This window comes from Bradyrhizobium sp. NBAIM18 (genome assembly GCF_020193825.1).
GTDB lineage: Bacteria > Pseudomonadota > Alphaproteobacteria > Rhizobiales > Xanthobacteraceae > Bradyrhizobium > Bradyrhizobium yuanmingense.
The window spans coordinates 94,986-111,403 of record NZ_JADYVO010000018.1; the positions used below are offsets into that span (position 1 = coordinate 94,986).

The following is a 16,418-nucleotide window of genomic DNA, read 5'->3' on the forward strand; positions in this document are numbered from 1 at the left end:
GTATCTTCCGCCGTCAAGGCCGCCACGATCATTAGCGGCCAGCCAGGGAGCATTCCGATGGAATACCGACGCTTGGGCCGGTCCGGCCTTATGGTGCCTGCTTTGAGCCTGGGAACGGGCACGTTCGGCGGCGTCGGCCGCCTTGCGGCATGGGGCACGACGGACGCGACCGAGGCGCGGCGCCTTCTGGACATCTGCCTCGAGGCCGGCGTGTCGATGTTCGATACGGCCAATGTCTATTCGCTCGGCGAGTCCGAGCGGGTGCTCGGTGAGGCCATCAAGGGTCGCCGCGACAAGGTCCTGATCTCGACCAAGGCGACCTTCCGCTTTGGCGACGGTCCCAACGATATCGGCTCGTCGCGTGAGCACCTGCTCAAAGCCATCGACGGCTCGCTGAGCCGGCTCGGCACCGATTACATCGATCTGTTCCAGCTCCACGGTTTCGATGCCTTCACGCCACCCGAAGAGGTGCTCTCGACTCTCGACGTGCTCGTGCGCGCCGGCAAGATCCGCTACGTCGGCGTCTCGAATTTCTCGGGCTGGCACCTGATGAAATCGCTCGGCGTCGCCGACAAGCACGGCTTTCCGCGTTACGTCGCCAACCAGACCTACTATTCACTGATCGGGCGCGACTACGAATGGGAGTTGATGCCGCTCGGCCTCGACCAGGGGTTGGGCGCCGTGGTCTGGTCGCCGCTCGGCTGGGGGCGCCTCACCGGAAAGATCCGCCGCGGTCAGCCGAAACCGGAAGTCAGCCGCCTGCCCAAGACGGCCGAATTCGGACCGCCCGTCTCGGACGAGCACGTCTACCGTGTCGTCGATGCAATCGACGAGATCGCCAAGGAGACCGGCAAGAGTGTCTCGCAGATCGCGCTGAACTGGCTGCTGCAGCGTCCGACGGTCTCGACGCTGATCATCGGCGCACGCAACGAGACCCAGCTGCGCGAAAATCTCGGCGCGGTTGGCTGGTCCTTGACCAAGGACCAGGTCGCAAAGCTCGATGCCGCGAGCACGGTGACGCTGCCCTATCCCTACTGGCACCAGCGCGTGACCTTCAGCGACCGCAATCCACCGGCGGTGTAGGACAGCTGCTTTGGGTAAGCCGGCGCGCTGGCAGTGCGGTTCCGGAACTATCGCGGCCCTGCCCTGTTGGCGCAATACTCGGCATGTGGCCGAGCCCAATTCGCCAACGATACGCCGCTCACGATGTCGATAGTCACCATCGAGCATGCCGACGGCCTGCCGCAGCCGCAACGCAATCAGGCGGTGCTGACCATTGCGCTCGGCATCGTCATGGCGGTGGTCGACAGCACCATCGTCAATGTGGCGCTGCCGACGATCGCGGCCGATCTCGATGCGACCCCGGCCTTGTCGATCTGGATCGTCAGCGGCTACCAGCTCGCGATCACGATCTCGCTGCTGCCGCTGGCTTCGCTCGGCGAGATCGTCGGCTATCGCCGCGTCTATCTGGTCGGGTTGGCGCTGTTCACGCTGGCCTCGGCCTTCTGTGCGCTGGCCCACACGCTGCCGCTGCTGACGATCGCGCGCATCCTCCAGGGCTTTGGCGCGGCCGGCATCATGAGCGTCAACGCGGCGCTGGTGCGTTTCACCTATCCGCGCAGCCTGCTAGGCCGCGGCATCGGGCTCAACGCGCTCGTCGTCGCCTTCTCGGCTGCGATCGGCCCGACGCTCGCCGCCGGCATCCTCGCGGTCGGAAGCTGGCCCTGGCTGTTCGCGATCAACGTGCCGCTCGGCGTGGTGACGCTGGTGCTGGGCCTGCGCAGCCTGCCGCACACCAAGCCCGCGAGCCGCTCCTTCGACTGGCAGAGTGCAGGGCTGTCGGCGATCACGTTCGGCGTCGGCATCGCGGCGGTCGACAACGTCGGTCATGGCGAGGCCGCGATCACCTGTCTCGTGCAGTTTGCCATCGCGATCGCCGCGGGTGCGCTGCTGATCTATCGCGAGACTCACATGACTTCGCCACTCTTGCCGATCGATCTGCTGCGCATCCCCGTTTTCGCGCTGTCGATTGCGACCTCGATCGCATCGTTCTGCGGGCAGATGCTGGCCTTCGTCGCGATCCCCTTCTATCTCCAGAGCCGCTTCGGCTATTCGGCCGTGCATATGGGCCTGTTGATCACGCCATGGCCGATCGCATTGGCGTTTGCGGCCCCTCTCGCCGGCCGCCTGGTCGAGCATTATCCGGCCGGCCTGCTCGGCGGTATTGGGCTCACGCTATTCGCCTGCGGCCTTGGCGCGCTGGCCTTCCTGCCGGCGACGCCAACGGCGCTCGACGTGATCTGGCGGATGGCGCTCGCCGGCGCCGGCTTCGGTCTGTTCCAGACCCCCAATAACCGCACCATGATCGCAGCCGCCCCGCGCGAGCGCGCCGGCGGCGCCAGCGGCATGCTGGGGACGGCGCGCCTGCTCGGCCAGACCACCGGAGCGGCGCTGGTGGCGCTGTTGCTCGGACGGTATCCGCTTGAGGGGACCAGGCTGGCGCTCCTTGTCGGCGTTGGATTTGCGCTGTGCGGCGCGATGCTGAGCATGCTGCGGCTTTCCCCAGCCGGCGCGCGCGGTGCCGAGCACGTCCGCGTGCAGGACGATCAGCGCCTGCGGGGTGAATAGCCGGACCCGACCCGGTTCGCGCGTAGTCGTGCACAACCTCGGCGTGGCTTAACTATTCGGAGCAATGGCCTATTGCCCTCCCGCCCCGGTTGCGCATAGTGACGGTGGGACAAGGGGCATTTCATGCGTTCATTTGGAATTGTGGCGCTCAGCGTCATGCTGGCCGGCTGCGCGTCGGTCACGCGCGGTACGACGGAGAATATCAGCATTTCATCGACACCATCAGGCGTGGAAGCCGTCGTCAGCGGAATGGACGTTCCGACCACCTGCACGACCCCTTGCTCCGTGGTCGTCAAGCGGAACGCCGACATCTCGATCACCTTCCAGAAGGAAGGCTATCAGCCGCAAATCGTTCCGCTCAGCCGGGACGTCCAGACGGGCGGAGCCGCGGGTTTTGCGGGCAATCTCCTGTTGGGCGGTATCGTCGGCATGGGCGTCGACGCAGCGACCGGAGCCGCGACCGATCACAAGCGCAATCCGGTCATCGTGACGATGCAGCCGTCGGTCCCGCACGCAGCACCGCGCGCACCGAGAAAGCCGCGGCCGCCGCGCGAACCGCAGGCCGGAACGTAAGGCCTCCTCGCGCAGACATCGGTGCAAACAAAAAGGCCGGCTTTGCAGCCGGCCTTTTCGATTTCATCACGTGCCGATCAAACCTTGACCAGCGGCCCCTTGGAGGTCGGCCCCTTCGAGCCGCCGGAGCCACCCGGCTTGGATTTGCCCGGCGGGCGCTTGCGGGTGCCGGGCAGCTTCTCCTGCTTCGGCGTGACCGGGCCCTCGACGAATTCGAAGCCGATCTTCTCCTTCGTCTCGTCGGCCTCGTCCTTGACAAGGACGACGCGAACGTGGCCGCCACCCTTGAGCTTGCCGAACAGCACCTCGTCGGCCAACGGCTTCTTGATGTGCTCCTGGATCACGCGCGCCATGGGACGTGCGCCCATCTGCTCGTCGTAGCCGTGCTGGACCAGCCAGGCCTTCGCCGGCTCGGACAGCTCGATGGTCACGTCGCGGTCGCCGAGCTGCGCCTCGAGCTGAAGCACGAACTTCTCGACCACGGTGCCGATCACCTCGACGCTGAGATGGCCGAACGAGACGATGGCATCGAGACGGTTGCGGAATTCCGGCGCGAACTGCCGGTTGATCGCCTCGTGATCGTCGCCTTCCCGCTTCGAACGGGTGAAGCCGAACGCCTGCTTGGCGAGATCCGCCGCACCGGCATTCGTGGTCATGATCAGGATCACGTTGCGGAAGTTGACCTGCTTACCGTTGTGGTCGGTGAGCCGGCCGTGGTCCATGATCTGGAGGAGCACGTTGTAGAGGTCGGGATGCGCCTTCTCGATTTCGTCGAGCAGCACCACGCAATGCGGATGCTGGTCGACGCCGTCGGTGAGCAGGCCGCCCTGGTCGAAGCCGACATAGCCGGGAGGCGCGCCGATCAGGCGCGACACGGTGTGCCGCTCCATGTACTCGGACATGTCGAAGCGCAGCAGCTCGACGCCGAGCGTCGCCGCGAGTTGCTTGGCGACCTCGGTCTTGCCGACGCCGGTGGGGCCAGAGAACAGATAGCAGCCGATCGGCTTCTCCGGCTCGCGCAGGCCGGCACGCGCCAGCTTGATCGAGGCGGCGAGCGATTCGATCGCCTTGTCCTGCCCGAACACGGTGCGCTTCAAGGTCTGCTCGAGATGCTTGAGCACCTCGGCGTCGTCCTTCGACACGCTCTTCGGCGGGATCCGAGCCATCGAGGCGATCGTGGTCTCGATCTCCTTGATGCCGATGGTCTTCTTGCGCTTGTTCTCGGCGACCAGCATCTGCGCCGCGCCGGACTCGTCGATCACGTCGATCGCCTTGTCGGGCAGCTTGCGGTCGTGGATGTAGCGCGATGAGAGCTGCACCGCCGCCTCGATCGCCTCATTGGTGTACTTCAGCCGGTGATAGTCCTCGAAGTACGGCTTGAGGCCCTTGAGGATCGCGATGGCGTCCTCGACCGTGGGCTCGTTGATGTCGATCTTCTGGAAGCGCCGCACCAGCGCGCGGTCCTTCTCGAAGTGCTGCCGATATTCCTTGTAGGTGGTCGAGCCCATGCAGCGGATCGTGCCAGAGGCCAGCGCCGGCTTGAGCAGGTTCGAGGCATCCATCGCCCCGCCCGACGTCGCGCCCGCACCGATCACGGTGTGGATCTCGTCGATGAACAGGATGGCGTTGGGATGCGCCTCGAGCTCCTTGAGCACCTGCTTTAGCCGCTCCTCGAAGTCGCCCCGATAGCGCGTGCCGGCAAGCAGCGTGCCCATGTCCAGCGAGAACACGGTGGCCGCCGCCAGCACCTCCGGCACTTCGCTGTCGACGATGCGCTTGGCGAGCCCTTCTGCGATCGCGGTCTTGCCGACGCCGGCTTCACCGACGAACAGCGGGTTGTTCTTCTGCCGGCGGCACAGCACCTGGATCGCGCGATTGATTTCGGAATTGCGTCCGATCACCGGATCGATCTTGCCGTCGCGCGCCTTCTTGTTGAGGTTGACGCAATAGGTCTCGAGCGCCTCGCCCTTCTTCTTGGCGTCCTCGTTACCCTTGGTCTCGGTCTCCTCGTCGACGCCGCGCACCGGCCGCGCCTCGGAGACGCCCGGCCGCTTGGCAATGCCGTGGCTGATGTAGTTGACAGCGTCGTAACGCGTCATGTCCTGCTCCTGCAGGAAATACGCGGCATGGCTCTCGCGTTCGGCGAAGATCGCGATCAACACGTTGGCGCCGGTCACCTCTTCGCGACCGGACGACTGCACATGGATCACCGCGCGCTGGATCACGCGCTGGAAACCGGCGGTCGGCTTGGCGTCGTCGGCGCCATCCGTCACCAGGTTCTCGAATTCGGTCTCAAGGTAGTTGACGAGGCTCGTACGGAGCTTGTCGAGATCGACGCTACAGGCGCGCATGACCGCGGCTGCATCGGAGTCGTCGATCAAGGAGAGCAAGAGATGCTCAAGCGTCGCGTATTGGTGATGACGCTCATTTGCGATCGCCAGCGCACGATGCAGGGATTGTTCAAGGCTTTGGGAAAAAGTCGGCATTCGCGTCCTCTATGGCCCCCACCATCATGATCGTCATCGCCCGGTCAGGCAACAACAACCTTTGTCACATATAGTTATACAAGACCGCGGCGAAAGACCGGTTCCGCGACTCGGCGGCGACACACTTGCGGCATTTTCGATGCAAAACCCGTTCCGATTTGGGCGGGATCGGCGCCGGCGCAGAATTCCGTAGTTTTTGCCGGCTGCAGCCCGCCGCGCGCAGCCGCTACGCGACAATCACACTGCGGCTTGTACAGGAGCGGGCTTCAAACGCGCCGCAAGCCGTCTTACTTCTTTTCCATCACGCATTGCAGCGGGTGCTGGTGCTTGCGGGCGAAATCCATCACCTGCGTCACCTTGGTCTCGGCGATCTCGTAGGTGAACACGCCGCACTCCCCGATCCCGTGATGATGGACGTGCAGCATGATCTTGGTCGCGGCTTCGATGTCCTTGTTGAAGAACTTCTCCAGCACGTGCACGACGAACTCCATCGGCGTGTAGTCGTCGTTGAGGATCAGCACGCGATACAGGTTCGGCCGCTTGGTCTTGGGCTTGACCTTGGTGATGACCGACGTGCTCGGACCCGAGGGAGTACCCGAACGGTTGTCGTCATTGCTCATGCGAGGCGCGTCGGCAGCGGCTGGCGCGGATAGATCGAGGCTGGAAGTCAATTGCAGCATGGCACAGGCGTTCAAATTCCCCACGGAAGCGAATGGCGGTCACCGCGCGACCCCGCCCTTCGGAGCCTGGCGCAGGCGCGCCGCCTTGGATCGCCGCTCCCGGCAAATGCGGTCGAGGCCGGATCGCTCGCCAGCAATATGGCCCTGCCCCCGGCCCGCCGCAAGCACGCGGGGGTTCAGCCCATGCGGTCGCAGCAGTCCCGATTCCCGGTCGGGGCGATCCTGATCAGGTTAATCAATCCGGAGCGATTTGACAAAAATTTCCGCCCGGCACGTTTAGAACGTGTTGACCAGGAACCCGGCCGTTAACCCGGCCGCGACGGTTTTCCGCAAAACGCTCCGTTTTTCTACGGTCCAATTTACCTGCCATTCAATGGCATGGGGCGAAATCGGGCAAAGCACAGATTTCGGGATCGTCATGTCTGGTCTGCCCCTCGTCAGCCGCCTTGGTCGACAACTCGCCCGTTTCGCAGCGGCCAAGCAAGGCAATATCGCAGTGATCTTCGCCATTGCGCTCGTTCCAGTGCTGAGCTTCGTCGGCGCGGCGATCGACTATAGCCGCGCGGCCCAGGCGCGCACCGCGATGCAGTCGGCCCTCGATTCCACCGCGCTGATGCTGTCACGGGACCTGTCCGCCGGCACCATCTCGACGTCTCAGATCTCCACCAAGGCCCAATCCTATTTCAACGCCCTGTTCACGGACACCAAGACCCTGCCCTCGGTCAGCGTCGGCGCCACCTACAACGCGAGCACCAGTATCGGCTCGACGATCCAGCTGACCGGAACCGGCACCTACACGACGAGCTTCATGAAGATCGCCGGCTTCCCGACCCTCGACGTCGGCACCTCATCCACCAGCGCCTGGGGCCTGACGCGCATGCGCGTGGCCCTGGTGCTCGACGTCACGGGATCGATGGCGTACGACGACAAGATGCCGGCGATGAAAACGGCCGCGAAGAACCTGGTCGACCAGCTCAGCGCGCTCGCGAAGACCAACGGCGACGTCTATATCTCGATCGTGCCGTTCGCCAAGGACGTCAACGTCGGCAGCAGCAACTACACGAAGAGCTGGATCGACTGGTCCGACTGGGAGGCCGTGAACGGGACCTGTAGCAACACTTCCTACACGAGACAGTGGACCTGCGTTAACAACGGCAAGATTTGGACACCGAGGAACCACAACACGTGGAACGGGTGCGTCACCGATCGTGACCAGGACTATGACACCAAGAACACGACTCCAGTGAGCAGCAATTCGGCTACGCTTTTCCCGGCCGAGCAATATTCCTACTGCAACTCCAGCAATTCGGCCTACATCCAGCCGGTCATGCCGCTCAGCTACGATTGGACCTCGCTCAAATCTCTGATCGACAAGCTGGTTCCGACCGGCAACACCAACCAGGGCATCGGCCTTGCCTGGGGCTGGATGACGCTGTCGACGGGCGACCCCATGAATGCCCCGGCCAAGGACACGAACTACACCTACAAGGATGCGATCGTCCTGCTCTCCGACGGTCTCAACACGCAAAACCGCTGGTACAGCGGTGCTTCGCAGATCGACGCTCGCCAGAAGGTCCTCTGCGACAACGCCAAGGCCCAGCCCAACAACATCACGATCTATACAGTGCAGGTGAACACCGGCGGCGATCCGACCTCGAGCGTGCTGCAATATTGCGCCAGCGGCAGCGACAAGTTCTATCTGGTCACTTCGGCGAGCCAGACGGTCTCGGTGTTCAAGGATATCGGCACTTCGCTGTCGAAGCTGCGCGTCGCACGCTGACGGTCGCATCGCTCCCCAACAAAAAGCCCGGCTGGTTTCAGCCGGGCTTTTCGATTCCAGGATGTCTCGAGACGTTACTGAGCGGCCGGGGTGAACTTCGACACGATGGTCTCGACCGGCTTGAACGCCTGCTTGGCGAGGTCGCTGTAGAGGCCGGCGATCTTCTGCGATTCCGCGACAAAGGTTTCGTAGGCGGAACGGGCAAAATCGGTCTGCGCTTCCATCGCCTTGTCCAGCGACTTCACGCCGGAAAGCTTCTCGACGAAGGACTTGGTGTCTTCGAACGACTTCTTCGTGTAGTCGCCATAGGCGCTGGCGATCGCCTGGAGGCCGTGCTGCACTGAGGTCGCGGAGGCAACGCACTGCTCGAACTGCTCTTTCCCGTAGCTCTGGAAGTCTTCAACCTTGAACATTTCGGAATCCTTTTCCCTGGCTCGCGTCGGGAAGCCCCGGCTCCCTGACTCCGCCCAAAATTAGTGCAACGCACAACAAAGTCAAGAATCTTGTGCGGCGCACAATCCGGCGCAAATCGCAGAGATTCCCGGGGTTTCCCGCAAGGGTTCCTTAAGCTTTTGGAAACCGGGCCATCCTACTTTGATTCCCTGGACGTGGTCACTTCCGCGAGCGGCCAAAAGCCGTTTGAGAACATCACCTTAGCCAGAACAGCGGCTCGGGTCCAACGTCCCCCGCGGCCAACACCAGCGGAGGGACAGCCTGAGCAGGTAATAATCCCGGGTCCGTCGGGCACAATTTCGCCTCACGAGCCGGTGATCAAGTCAGAAACGGGGACGGGGTTCCATGCTTCGTAAAAACTTGTCTGCCTCGCGCTGGGCGCGGGTTGGCGTTTTCGGGCTTCTTACGGTCACCACCGCAGTCATCTTCACCGTCGACGCAGCCGAGGCGCGGCGCCATCGTCGACATTACGCGCACCACCGGGTGCAGCACGACGTGTCCGAGAGCTCCAGCTCGAAATTCGCGTCCATCATCATCGACGGCAATTCCGGCGCAGTGCTCCAGGCGACGAGCCCTGACGGGATCCGCCACCCGGCCTCGCTGACCAAGATCATGACGCTCTATCTGCTGTTCGAGCGCCTCGAATCCGGCAAGATGAGGCTCGACACCGAGATGCCGGTGTCCAAGCACGCCGCCGACCAGGATCCGACCAAGCTGAATCTGCGTGCCGGCCAGACCATTCGCGTCGAGGACGCGATCAAGGGCCTCGTCACCCGTTCGGCCAACGACGCAGCCGTGGTGATCGCGGAAGCGATCGCCGGTGACGAGGACGACTTCGCCCGGATGATGACGCGCAAGGCGCGCTCGCTCGGCATGTCCAGGACGGTCTACCGCAATGCCAACGGCCTGCCCAACGATGAGCAGGTCACGACCGCGCGCGACCAGGCTACGCTGGGTCGCGCCATTCAGGAGCGCTTCCCCCGCTACTATCGCTATTTCGCGACCTCGACGTTCAATTGGCGCGGACAGTCGATCCGCAACCACAATCGCCTGCTCGGCAGTGTCGAAGGCGTGGACGGCATCAAGACGGGCTACACCCGCGCCTCCGGCTTCAACCTTGTCAGCTCGATCCGCCGCGGCAACCGCCACCTGATCGGCGTGGTGCTCGGCGGCCGCAGCGGTGGCTCGCGCGACGCCATCATGCGCAACCTGCTCGCGGAGAACCTCGACAAGGGTGCGACCGTCCGCACCGTCGCTGCGGTTACGGAGCGCAACGGCACTGAAGCCAACACCGATGTCGCCGATGCCTCGGATATGCCGGCACGGCCCGCCCTGCCGGTCCAGGCCGCGGCGGCCCCTGCTCCCGAAGCCGCCCCTTCGCGCCTCGCCGCGCGTCTGTCGACGCTGGCCGCAGCGACTGCGGCGATGCCGCCCGCTCACTCCAAACCCGAAGCTCGGCCGACGGAGTCCAAGGTGGAGCCGGCGCCGCTCACCAATGGCGTGATCTCGAGCCAGCCGCTCTCCATCATCCCCGGCTCGTCCGAGCCGATGAAGCCGGTGCGGGTCAAGACCGTTCAGGTCAAGGCCGGCGCCGTGAAGGTCGCCTCCGCGGCTCCCGCCCAGGGTGGTGTCCAGGTCGTTGCGCCACCGGTCACCAGCACCGTCCCGCACCGCTCCGACGTCGCGGAAACCTCCGGTGCCGTCGTCGCCAGGGCAGATCTCATCAACAAGCCGGAGGCGGTGAGCCAGCCCGAAGCGCCGAAGGCCGAGATGGCCCGCACCGAACTGCCGCGGCAGCCGGCGGGCTTCGGTACCGGCAACGGCATCCTTGGCGTGCTGCCGGCCGCAACCGCCGCCGCACCGGCTCCCGCCGCACCCAAGCTCGCCTCGGCCGACCCGGCACCGCAGCCGATCCAGATGAGCGCCACCACCAAGCCCGCCGTCATCCACAGCGGCTGGATCGTCCAGGTCGGTGCGCTCGAGAGCGAGAACGAAGCTCAGCAGCGCATCGACGCGGCCCGCAACTCGGCCCGCGGCCTGCTCAGCAAGGCGGACCCGTTCACCGAGCCCGTCGTCGCCAAGGACAATCGCAAGCTTTACCGCGCCCGCTTCGCCGGGCTCGAGCGTGATCAGGCCGAAGCCGTCTGCCGCACCTTGAAACGTGCTGAGATCTCCTGCATCACCGTTCGCAACTGATTTTCTTCTCCGCTCCAGACCAAATGCCCGCGCCTTGCGCGGGCATTTTCGTTTTTGGTCAGGCGGTAATGCGCAGGCTGTTCCGGACAAGGCTGTTCCACGACAACCTCTCGTCAAGGATTTACGGTTAAAACTTTGCTCAAGGGGATCGACCACGCCGACAAGGCGGGCGACGGCAGACAGAGCAAGCGGAGCTCACGCGGTACGGGCGTTTGTAGCGTTGGTGCCGGAGTTAGCCGTTATGCGTGCGAAGCAGAGTATCCTTGGCCTCGTTTACCCGGGCAGCGAGATACGTCGAGCCCCCCTGGTCGGGATGGAGTTTCTTCATCAGGGATTTGTGGGCCCGGCTGATGTCGTCGCGCCCCGCTCCCGGCTGCAAGCCAAGGATCTGATAGGCTTCCTCCGCCGTCATTTTGCTGCTCGCCGCCGTGCGGCGCTGCCGCCCTGCCGTATCGCCCTGCGCGTTCTGACGCCAAGCGGGAAACCGGCGGTCCAGATAGCTTTCAAGTAAGGCCACGCTCTCGGCGTCGAACGTCGAGACCATCGCGAGCAAGCCGGCGAGATCGAATTCGTCGAGATTGCGCCCGGCATGAGGCCCCGCAACGATCTGGCCGGAAAGCTGGCCGGAATCGTGGTCGAGCCGCATGTCCAGGAATTGCGAGCGCACCCGCGAGGCCTGCCCGGACGGGCGCGTCGCACCGCCGCCGAACAGCCCGCCGACATTGCCGAAGCCGGCATTCGCCAATGGCGTCCAGCCGAGCAGCCCCGCACCGAAAATTCCGAGCGGGATCGCAACCGCCAGCTCGCCGCGCAAGCCGGTGAAGGCCGCAACCGCCAGCGCCAGCACGCCGCCGCCGAACTTAAGGGTGCGCGCCAGCACCGCTGGATTGGCGGAGCGGAACATCTGGAGCAGCAGGTACAGCGTGATAACGGCGACAGCGCCGGCGATCAGGGTCATGGCCGGAATATAGTCGTGCTGTTGTCAAAAAGCATGGCGCCCAGCGCCGCAAGCCGCACCGGCCGGGCCGCTATTTCATCTGGCTGATCAGCTTCGCCGCGCCACTCGCGCTTCCAGCCAGCTTCAACAGCGCCTCACGTCCACCCGCGGCATAGGCCGCAGCTGCCCGCAACAGCTCGCGCAGCTGCGCTGCCGCACCGGGATCGAACCGGCACCAGGCACCGCCAGTCAGCCGCGCCATCTCGCGGAAGGCCTGTTCGGCGACCGCGTCATGGCCCTCCTGAAAGACGAATACGGGCACCTTGAGCAGGCCGAGCTCGCCGGCCTTGGCGCAGAGCTCGTCGATGTCTTCCTCCATGGCATCGCCGACGAAGACCACGGCCCGCACGCCGGATGCGACTGCCTCGCGCCTGGCCTCGCTCAGGACCTTGCCGATCTGGGTATCGCCGCCGCGGCAATCGATCTTGCTCATCAGCGTCGCCAGCCTGGCGCTGTCGGAAATCCAAGCCGTGGCTCGGCACTCGTTGAGGCCGCGATAATAGACCAGCCGGATGTCGAGACTGCCGAGCGCTGCGGTCTCGCGAAACATGTCGGCCTGGAGCGCGCAGGCCATGTCCCAGGTCGGCTGCCGGCTCATGGTCGCATCCAGCGCGAAGATCAGCCGCCCCCTCGCGCCCGGGGCATGCGGCGAGAGGGTCCGCGCCTTGGCAACGAACGCGGCGATGTCTTCCGAGGTCGAGGTTTGCGCTTGCGGCAGCACGCCGTCTGCTCGCGCCGAGACGGCATCGCGGCCGCGCGGTTTGATGGGTTCGCCCGACATCGCAGCTACACCTTGCGTCAGCAGCTAATGTGGTCAGCGCATGCGGCCCGGTCAATGCGCAAAGCCTCCGCAGGCGGGCGCCGGCGGAGGCTTTGCCAATTGATGCAGCCTTGCGAAGACGTCAGCTCGGTAAGCTCTTGGACGTCAGCTCTTGGCAGGAGCCATCAGGGCGACCGGGCCCGGCTCCAGGATCTTGGGCGGGGCGGACTGCGTGTCGACCGGTGCGATCTCGCTGTCGGTCGCGCTCAGGAACTTGTCGAGCATGCTCTGGATCGAGCTTTTCGCCACATCCGGACCGGTATCGCGCATGTCGTTGTGCTGGAACTCGGTCTTCACGACCTGAATGCCTGCCTGCTCGCATTCCTCGTCGGTTGGAATCACGCCGGCGTCGGCCTTGAACTGCGGATCCTGGGAGCGGAACGACAGGATCTTGAACTTGCCCGCGGTAACGAAGGGCACGCGCAGATTGTCGAGGGTGACGACCTTCTTGACCTCATCCGGATACTGCTTGGCGAAGTACATGGTGATGTCGCCGCCCATGGAATGGCCGACCATCGTAACCTTGTCGTAATCGGCGTTGGGCTGAACCTTCTTCATCTCGTGCACGGCGAGATGGATGTTGGCGACGCCGCGCAGGATCTGCGGCAGCCGGCCGACATAGAGCTCGCCGGGCTTGGTGACCATCGGAGGATCGGTCGGCAGATCGTGCTGCGGGCTCATGACCATGTAGCCGCGCGCAGCGAAGATGTTGGCGAGGAAGCCGTACTCAGTGTTCTTGACGGTGTTGCCGTGATTGATCACCGCGACGGGCAGCTTGATCATGCCGGCATTGGCCTGCATTTCCTTGTCGCGGCGCACCGCGATGGAAACAGGCACCGGACGGTTATCGCGCGAGGCATCGTAGAATGTGATGGTCTCGTGCTTGATCGCCCACTTGCTCGCCGTGAAATAGGCGATGCCGCAGAGGGCACTGACCGAAACCAGAACGGCAATTCCACGCTTCATTTTCGTCCTCAGCCTCAGGCCTAAGCGGCCTGAATCCCTGTTGAAATCGTGTTCTCCGGGGCTCTTCGTCCCCTTGTCGCCTATTCCCTAATATATGTCACAGCAGCGTGACAGGAAGGCTAAATGTTGTGAATCGGCAGCCCTTTCATTGTGCGTTGCACTCGTTCGGTGAGCACCCCATTCTCATACCGCTACGTGAGGGTGCAGGTCCCTATTCGACGCAACCGGTCTTGATCGGGTTCGACTCGCGGTAAACGCAGGGTGAAAACGCGCGCGGCGCAGTCCCGGTTCCCGCGCCAGCCGAAGGCCCGGATCGGCCGGGAGTAGCGCTATACCGCGGGGTCAGGCGCCGAGGATATCGTGGACCTCGAGCGGCTTGTCGACTTGGCTGAACCACTCGGCCCGGTTAGCCGCGCGGCGGCGGCCGCGCTCGTCGAGCGGGAGCTTGAGCTGGCGGAGCAGACTCGTCACCTCCTCCCGCGCGGTGAGATGGCCGAGATTGGGCCGCATGCCGAGCGTGGCCTCGTCGATATCGTCCAAGGCGGTCAGGCCGCGCGGGAAGAATTCGCGGTACACGACGCGCTCGGCGAAGCCGTCGACGTAGCGGAAGCCGAGCCGCAGCGACAGATCCTTCAGGCCCTCGGCGACGAGCTGCTTGTTGCGCGAGCCGAGCATGGACAGGCGGTTGCGCACGACGATCCAGTCGGTGGTCGCGCCGTCGAGCTGGCGTCGCTTGCGCCTGACGTCACGCACCATCTCGGCGTAGTGGCTCTCGCCCGTCACTGCGTAAGTCGCGGGATCGACGGTGCCGAGCACGTCGAAATCGAGGAAGCTGTCGTTGATCGGCGTGACCAGGGTGTCGGCCATCGAATGCGCGAGCCGCATCAGATAGCTGTCGGTGCCGGGCGTATCGATGACGATGAAGTCGAAGCTGCTCTCGACCGCGGAGACGGCTTCCATGAACTGCTGGAACTCGGAATTCTCGTTCTCGGCAATCTGCATGGTCTCGCCGAGCTTGATGCAGCGATGCACCGGCAGCTCGAGGTCGAGCTTGGTACGTTGCGCCCAGGCGGACCGGTTGCCGATGTAGCGCGTGAAGCTCTGCTGGCGACAATCGAGGTCGATGGTGGCGACGCGCTGGCCGGCCTTCAGAAGTGCAACGGCGATGTGCAAGGCCGTGGTCGATTTGCCGGAGCCGCCCTTCTCGTTGCCGAGCACGACCACGTGCGCCGAGCCGGATTGGCCTTGGCTAGCCTGCACAAGCATGGCGATCCTCAACACCCCTTGCGAATATCTTCGAGTTGACCGCGTCAGCGGTCAAGTGAAATGCGTGACAGGAAATGCAAATTGCAACGCGCCGTTCTCACGATGTGTCGCGGCGCCGTCTTTCGTCTGTGATCCAGCCCACAATGTCGCGACGTTCTACGCCGCCTTGCGCGGGATGCTGTGCCGCATCCGGATGCATGGCGTCCACGATCTCCGCTTGTTAAGGTTAGCCGGCGGGCGCGACGCCCGCACCTGCGCCGCTTCCCAATCGTCGAGTCCCAATGTCAGCAAGCCCATTGATCGCCCGCACGGTCCCCGCCCTGCGACGCGCCGTCGACAATCTCCGCAAGCGAAAGGCCACGATCGCACTGGTCCCGACCATGGGGGCCCTCCATGACGGGCATGTGTCGCTGGTTCGCCTCGCCAAGCGGCGCGCCAGCCGCGTCGTGGTGTCGATCTTCGTCAACCCGACCCAGTTCGCTCCGACCGAGGATTTCGGCGCCTATCCGCGCACCTGGAAGGCCGACATCGCCAAGCTCGCGGCCGAGGACGTCGATATCGTCTGGCACCCGGGCGTCGCGGCCATGTATCCGGAGGGGTTTGCCACCCGCATCGCGCCGGAGGGGCCGGCGCTCGCCGGCCTCGAGGACCGCTTCCGCCCGCACTTCTTCGGCGGTGTCGCCACTGTCGTCGGCAAGCTGTTCACGCAGTGCCGGCCGGATGTCGCGATCTTCGGCGAAAAGGATTTCCAGCAATTGCGCGTGGTGACGCAGATGGCGCGCGACCTCGACCTCGGTGTCAAGGTGATCGGCTCCCGCACCGTGCGCGAGCGCGACGGACTCGCGATGTCCTCGCGCAACGTCTACCTCTCGCCCGAGGAGCGCCAGACCGCCATTGTCCTCTACCGCGCCATGAAGGAGAGCGCCGGGCGCATCCGTGCCGGCGATTCGATCGCGCCGGCGATGGCCGGCGGTGCGGAGATGATCAAGGCGGCCGGCTTGGTGCTCGACTATTACGAGGTCCGCCATGCCGAGACGCTGGCACCGGTCACCTCGCGCAAGGACGGCCCCTTGCGGATCCTGGTCGCAGCCAAGCTCGGCACCACCCGGCTGATCGACAATATGGCTGTTTAGAGCAGTCCGAGGTCACGCAGCTCGCGCCGCATCGGCTCCGGCATCGCCGCAATCGAGCCGGCCGCGGATTTGCCGAGATCGGCCGGCACGGAATCGTCGGTCAGATAGCGCCAGCCCTGGAACGGGCGCATCGGCCGCGGCGAGACCGAGATCACTTTCGGCTGCATCACGATCCGGCAGCGCCCGATGCCGTCCTTGTCGCGGAACGGCTCGATGCCGACGATCTTTTCGCGCGCCGCGATCTCGCCCTTGATCACCCAGTAGAGCGAGCCGCCGGCGAGGATCTCGGCGTCGCGCTTGGGCACCATGCGGGTGATGTGGATGTGATGTTGCGGCAGACCCTTCTTCTTGGCGGTCTGCATCCGTTCGGCCACCCACTCCTTCAATTCCTTGACGGAGTCGCAGCCGACGGCGAGCTTGATCAGATGGAGTGGCATGCC

Annotated in this window: 14 protein-coding genes; 6 read left to right on the forward strand and 8 right to left on the reverse strand. The window is 64.5% G+C overall.

What is annotated here, in order from left to right; translation table 11 throughout:
• Positions 1–57: 57 nt before the first annotated feature.
• The 3 genes from I6F17_RS29215 (at position 58) to I6F17_RS29225 (ending at position 3,201) form a co-directional block, all read left to right on the forward strand.
• Positions 58–1,083 carry an aldo/keto reductase gene (locus I6F17_RS29215; protein ID WP_036039342.1) on the forward strand — a complete coding sequence of 342 codons (1,026 nt, stop codon included), beginning with the start codon at positions 58–60 and terminating at the stop codon, positions 1,081–1,083.
• A gap of 123 nt (positions 1,084–1,206) precedes the next feature.
• A complete protein-coding gene (locus I6F17_RS29220; protein WP_225130053.1) occupies positions 1,207–2,628 on the forward strand; it encodes an MFS transporter in 1,422 nt (473 codons plus the stop codon).
• Positions 2,629–2,751: 123 nt separating this feature from the next.
• Positions 2,752–3,201, forward strand: a complete 450-nt coding sequence (locus I6F17_RS29225) for a PEGA domain-containing protein (protein ID WP_225130055.1) — start codon at positions 2,752–2,754, stop codon at positions 3,199–3,201.
• Between the two features lie 77 nt (positions 3,202–3,278).
• Here the strand turns inward: I6F17_RS29225 and clpA are convergent, their stop codons facing one another.
• Complete coding sequence (clpA, locus tag I6F17_RS29230) at positions 3,279–5,687, reverse strand: ATP-dependent Clp protease ATP-binding subunit ClpA (protein WP_225130058.1); 2,409 nt, start codon at positions 5,685–5,687, stop codon at positions 3,279–3,281.
• Between the two features lie 287 nt (positions 5,688–5,974).
• Positions 5,975–6,307: an ATP-dependent Clp protease adapter ClpS gene (gene clpS / locus I6F17_RS29235; protein WP_036015195.1), complete on the reverse strand. Its 333-nt coding sequence runs from the start codon at positions 6,305–6,307 to the stop codon at positions 5,975–5,977.
• Positions 6,308–6,785: 478 nt separating this feature from the next.
• On the opposite strand from clpS, the gene I6F17_RS29240 reads away from it, so the two are divergent.
• Complete coding sequence (locus tag I6F17_RS29240; protein WP_225130060.1) at positions 6,786–8,147, forward strand: TadE/TadG family type IV pilus assembly protein; 1,362 nt, start codon at positions 6,786–6,788, stop codon at positions 8,145–8,147.
• A gap of 74 nt (positions 8,148–8,221) precedes the next feature.
• On the opposite strand, the gene I6F17_RS29245 is transcribed toward I6F17_RS29240, so the two are convergent.
• On the reverse strand, positions 8,222–8,560 hold the full coding sequence (locus I6F17_RS29245) for a phasin family protein (protein WP_028135884.1): 339 nt from the start codon (positions 8,558–8,560) through the stop codon (positions 8,222–8,224).
• A 385-nt stretch (positions 8,561–8,945) separates the two neighbouring features.
• Between I6F17_RS29245 and I6F17_RS29250 the strand changes: the two genes are divergently transcribed.
• Positions 8,946–10,796: a D-alanyl-D-alanine carboxypeptidase gene (locus I6F17_RS29250; RefSeq protein ID WP_225130061.1), complete on the forward strand. Its 1,851-nt coding sequence runs from the start codon at positions 8,946–8,948 to the stop codon at positions 10,794–10,796.
• Between the two features lie 232 nt (positions 10,797–11,028).
• Here I6F17_RS29250 and I6F17_RS29255 read toward each other — a convergent pair whose 3' ends face one another.
• The 4 genes from I6F17_RS29255 to I6F17_RS29270 form a co-directional block, all read right to left on the reverse strand.
• A complete protein-coding gene (locus I6F17_RS29255) occupies positions 11,029–11,754 on the reverse strand; it encodes a DnaJ domain-containing protein (protein ID WP_036046570.1) in 726 nt (241 codons plus the stop codon).
• A 70-nt stretch (positions 11,755–11,824) separates the two neighbouring features.
• A complete protein-coding gene (locus I6F17_RS29260; protein ID WP_225130063.1) occupies positions 11,825–12,574 on the reverse strand; it encodes a VWA domain-containing protein in 750 nt (249 codons plus the stop codon).
• A 144-nt stretch (positions 12,575–12,718) separates the two neighbouring features.
• Complete coding sequence (locus I6F17_RS29265; RefSeq protein ID WP_036015213.1) at positions 12,719–13,579, reverse strand: alpha/beta fold hydrolase; 861 nt, start codon at positions 13,577–13,579, stop codon at positions 12,719–12,721.
• Between the two features lie 342 nt (positions 13,580–13,921).
• Positions 13,922–14,845, reverse strand: a complete 924-nt coding sequence (locus tag I6F17_RS29270) for a division plane positioning ATPase MipZ (protein WP_036015216.1) — start codon at positions 14,843–14,845, stop codon at positions 13,922–13,924.
• Between the two features lie 281 nt (positions 14,846–15,126).
• Here I6F17_RS29270 and panC point away from each other — a divergent pair, with 281 nt between their 5' ends.
• Positions 15,127–15,978, forward strand: coding sequence for a pantoate--beta-alanine ligase (gene panC, locus I6F17_RS29275; protein WP_036046562.1), 852 nt, complete (start codon positions 15,127–15,129; stop codon positions 15,976–15,978).
• On the opposite strand, the gene I6F17_RS29280 is transcribed toward panC, so the two are convergent.
• Positions 15,975–16,415 (reverse strand): DUF1489 domain-containing protein, encoded by a 441-nt coding sequence (locus tag I6F17_RS29280; protein WP_225130065.1) that lies wholly within the window; start codon positions 16,413–16,415, stop codon positions 15,975–15,977. The two genes, panC and I6F17_RS29280, sit on opposite strands and share 4 nt — an antisense overlap.
• Between the last annotated feature and the right edge of the window lie 3 nt (positions 16,416–16,418).

Excerpts from the sequence above, each read along its gene's own strand:
- I6F17_RS29215 (WP_036039342.1), top strand. The coding sequence starts at position 58 with ATGGAATACCGACGCTTGGGCCGGTCCGGCCTTATGGTGCCTGCTTTG.
- I6F17_RS29220 (WP_225130053.1), top strand. The coding sequence starts at position 1,207 with ATGTCGATAGTCACCATCGAGCATGCCGACGGCCTGCCGCAGCCGCAA.
- I6F17_RS29225 (WP_225130055.1), top strand. The coding sequence starts at position 2,752 with ATGCGTTCATTTGGAATTGTGGCGCTCAGCGTCATGCTGGCCGGCTGC.
- clpA (WP_225130058.1), bottom strand. The coding sequence starts at position 5,687 with ATGCCGACTTTTTCCCAAAGCCTTGAACAATCCCTGCATCGTGCGCTG.
- clpS (WP_036015195.1), bottom strand. The coding sequence starts at position 6,307 with ATGAGCAATGACGACAACCGTTCGGGTACTCCCTCGGGTCCGAGCACG.
- I6F17_RS29240 (WP_225130060.1), top strand. The coding sequence starts at position 6,786 with ATGTCTGGTCTGCCCCTCGTCAGCCGCCTTGGTCGACAACTCGCCCGT.
- I6F17_RS29245 (WP_028135884.1), bottom strand. The coding sequence starts at position 8,560 with ATGTTCAAGGTTGAAGACTTCCAGAGCTACGGGAAAGAGCAGTTCGAG.
- I6F17_RS29250 (WP_225130061.1), top strand. The coding sequence starts at position 8,946 with ATGCTTCGTAAAAACTTGTCTGCCTCGCGCTGGGCGCGGGTTGGCGTT.
- I6F17_RS29255 (WP_036046570.1), bottom strand. The coding sequence starts at position 11,754 with ATGACCCTGATCGCCGGCGCTGTCGCCGTTATCACGCTGTACCTGCTG.
- I6F17_RS29260 (WP_225130063.1), bottom strand. The coding sequence starts at position 12,574 with ATGTCGGGCGAACCCATCAAACCGCGCGGCCGCGATGCCGTCTCGGCG.
- I6F17_RS29265 (WP_036015213.1), bottom strand. The coding sequence starts at position 13,579 with ATGAAGCGTGGAATTGCCGTTCTGGTTTCGGTCAGTGCCCTCTGCGGC.
- I6F17_RS29270 (WP_036015216.1), bottom strand. The coding sequence starts at position 14,845 with ATGCTTGTGCAGGCTAGCCAAGGCCAATCCGGCTCGGCGCACGTGGTC.
- panC (WP_036046562.1), top strand. The coding sequence starts at position 15,127 with ATGTCAGCAAGCCCATTGATCGCCCGCACGGTCCCCGCCCTGCGACGC.
- I6F17_RS29280 (WP_225130065.1), bottom strand. The coding sequence starts at position 16,415 with ATGCCACTCCATCTGATCAAGCTCGCCGTCGGCTGCGACTCCGTCAAG.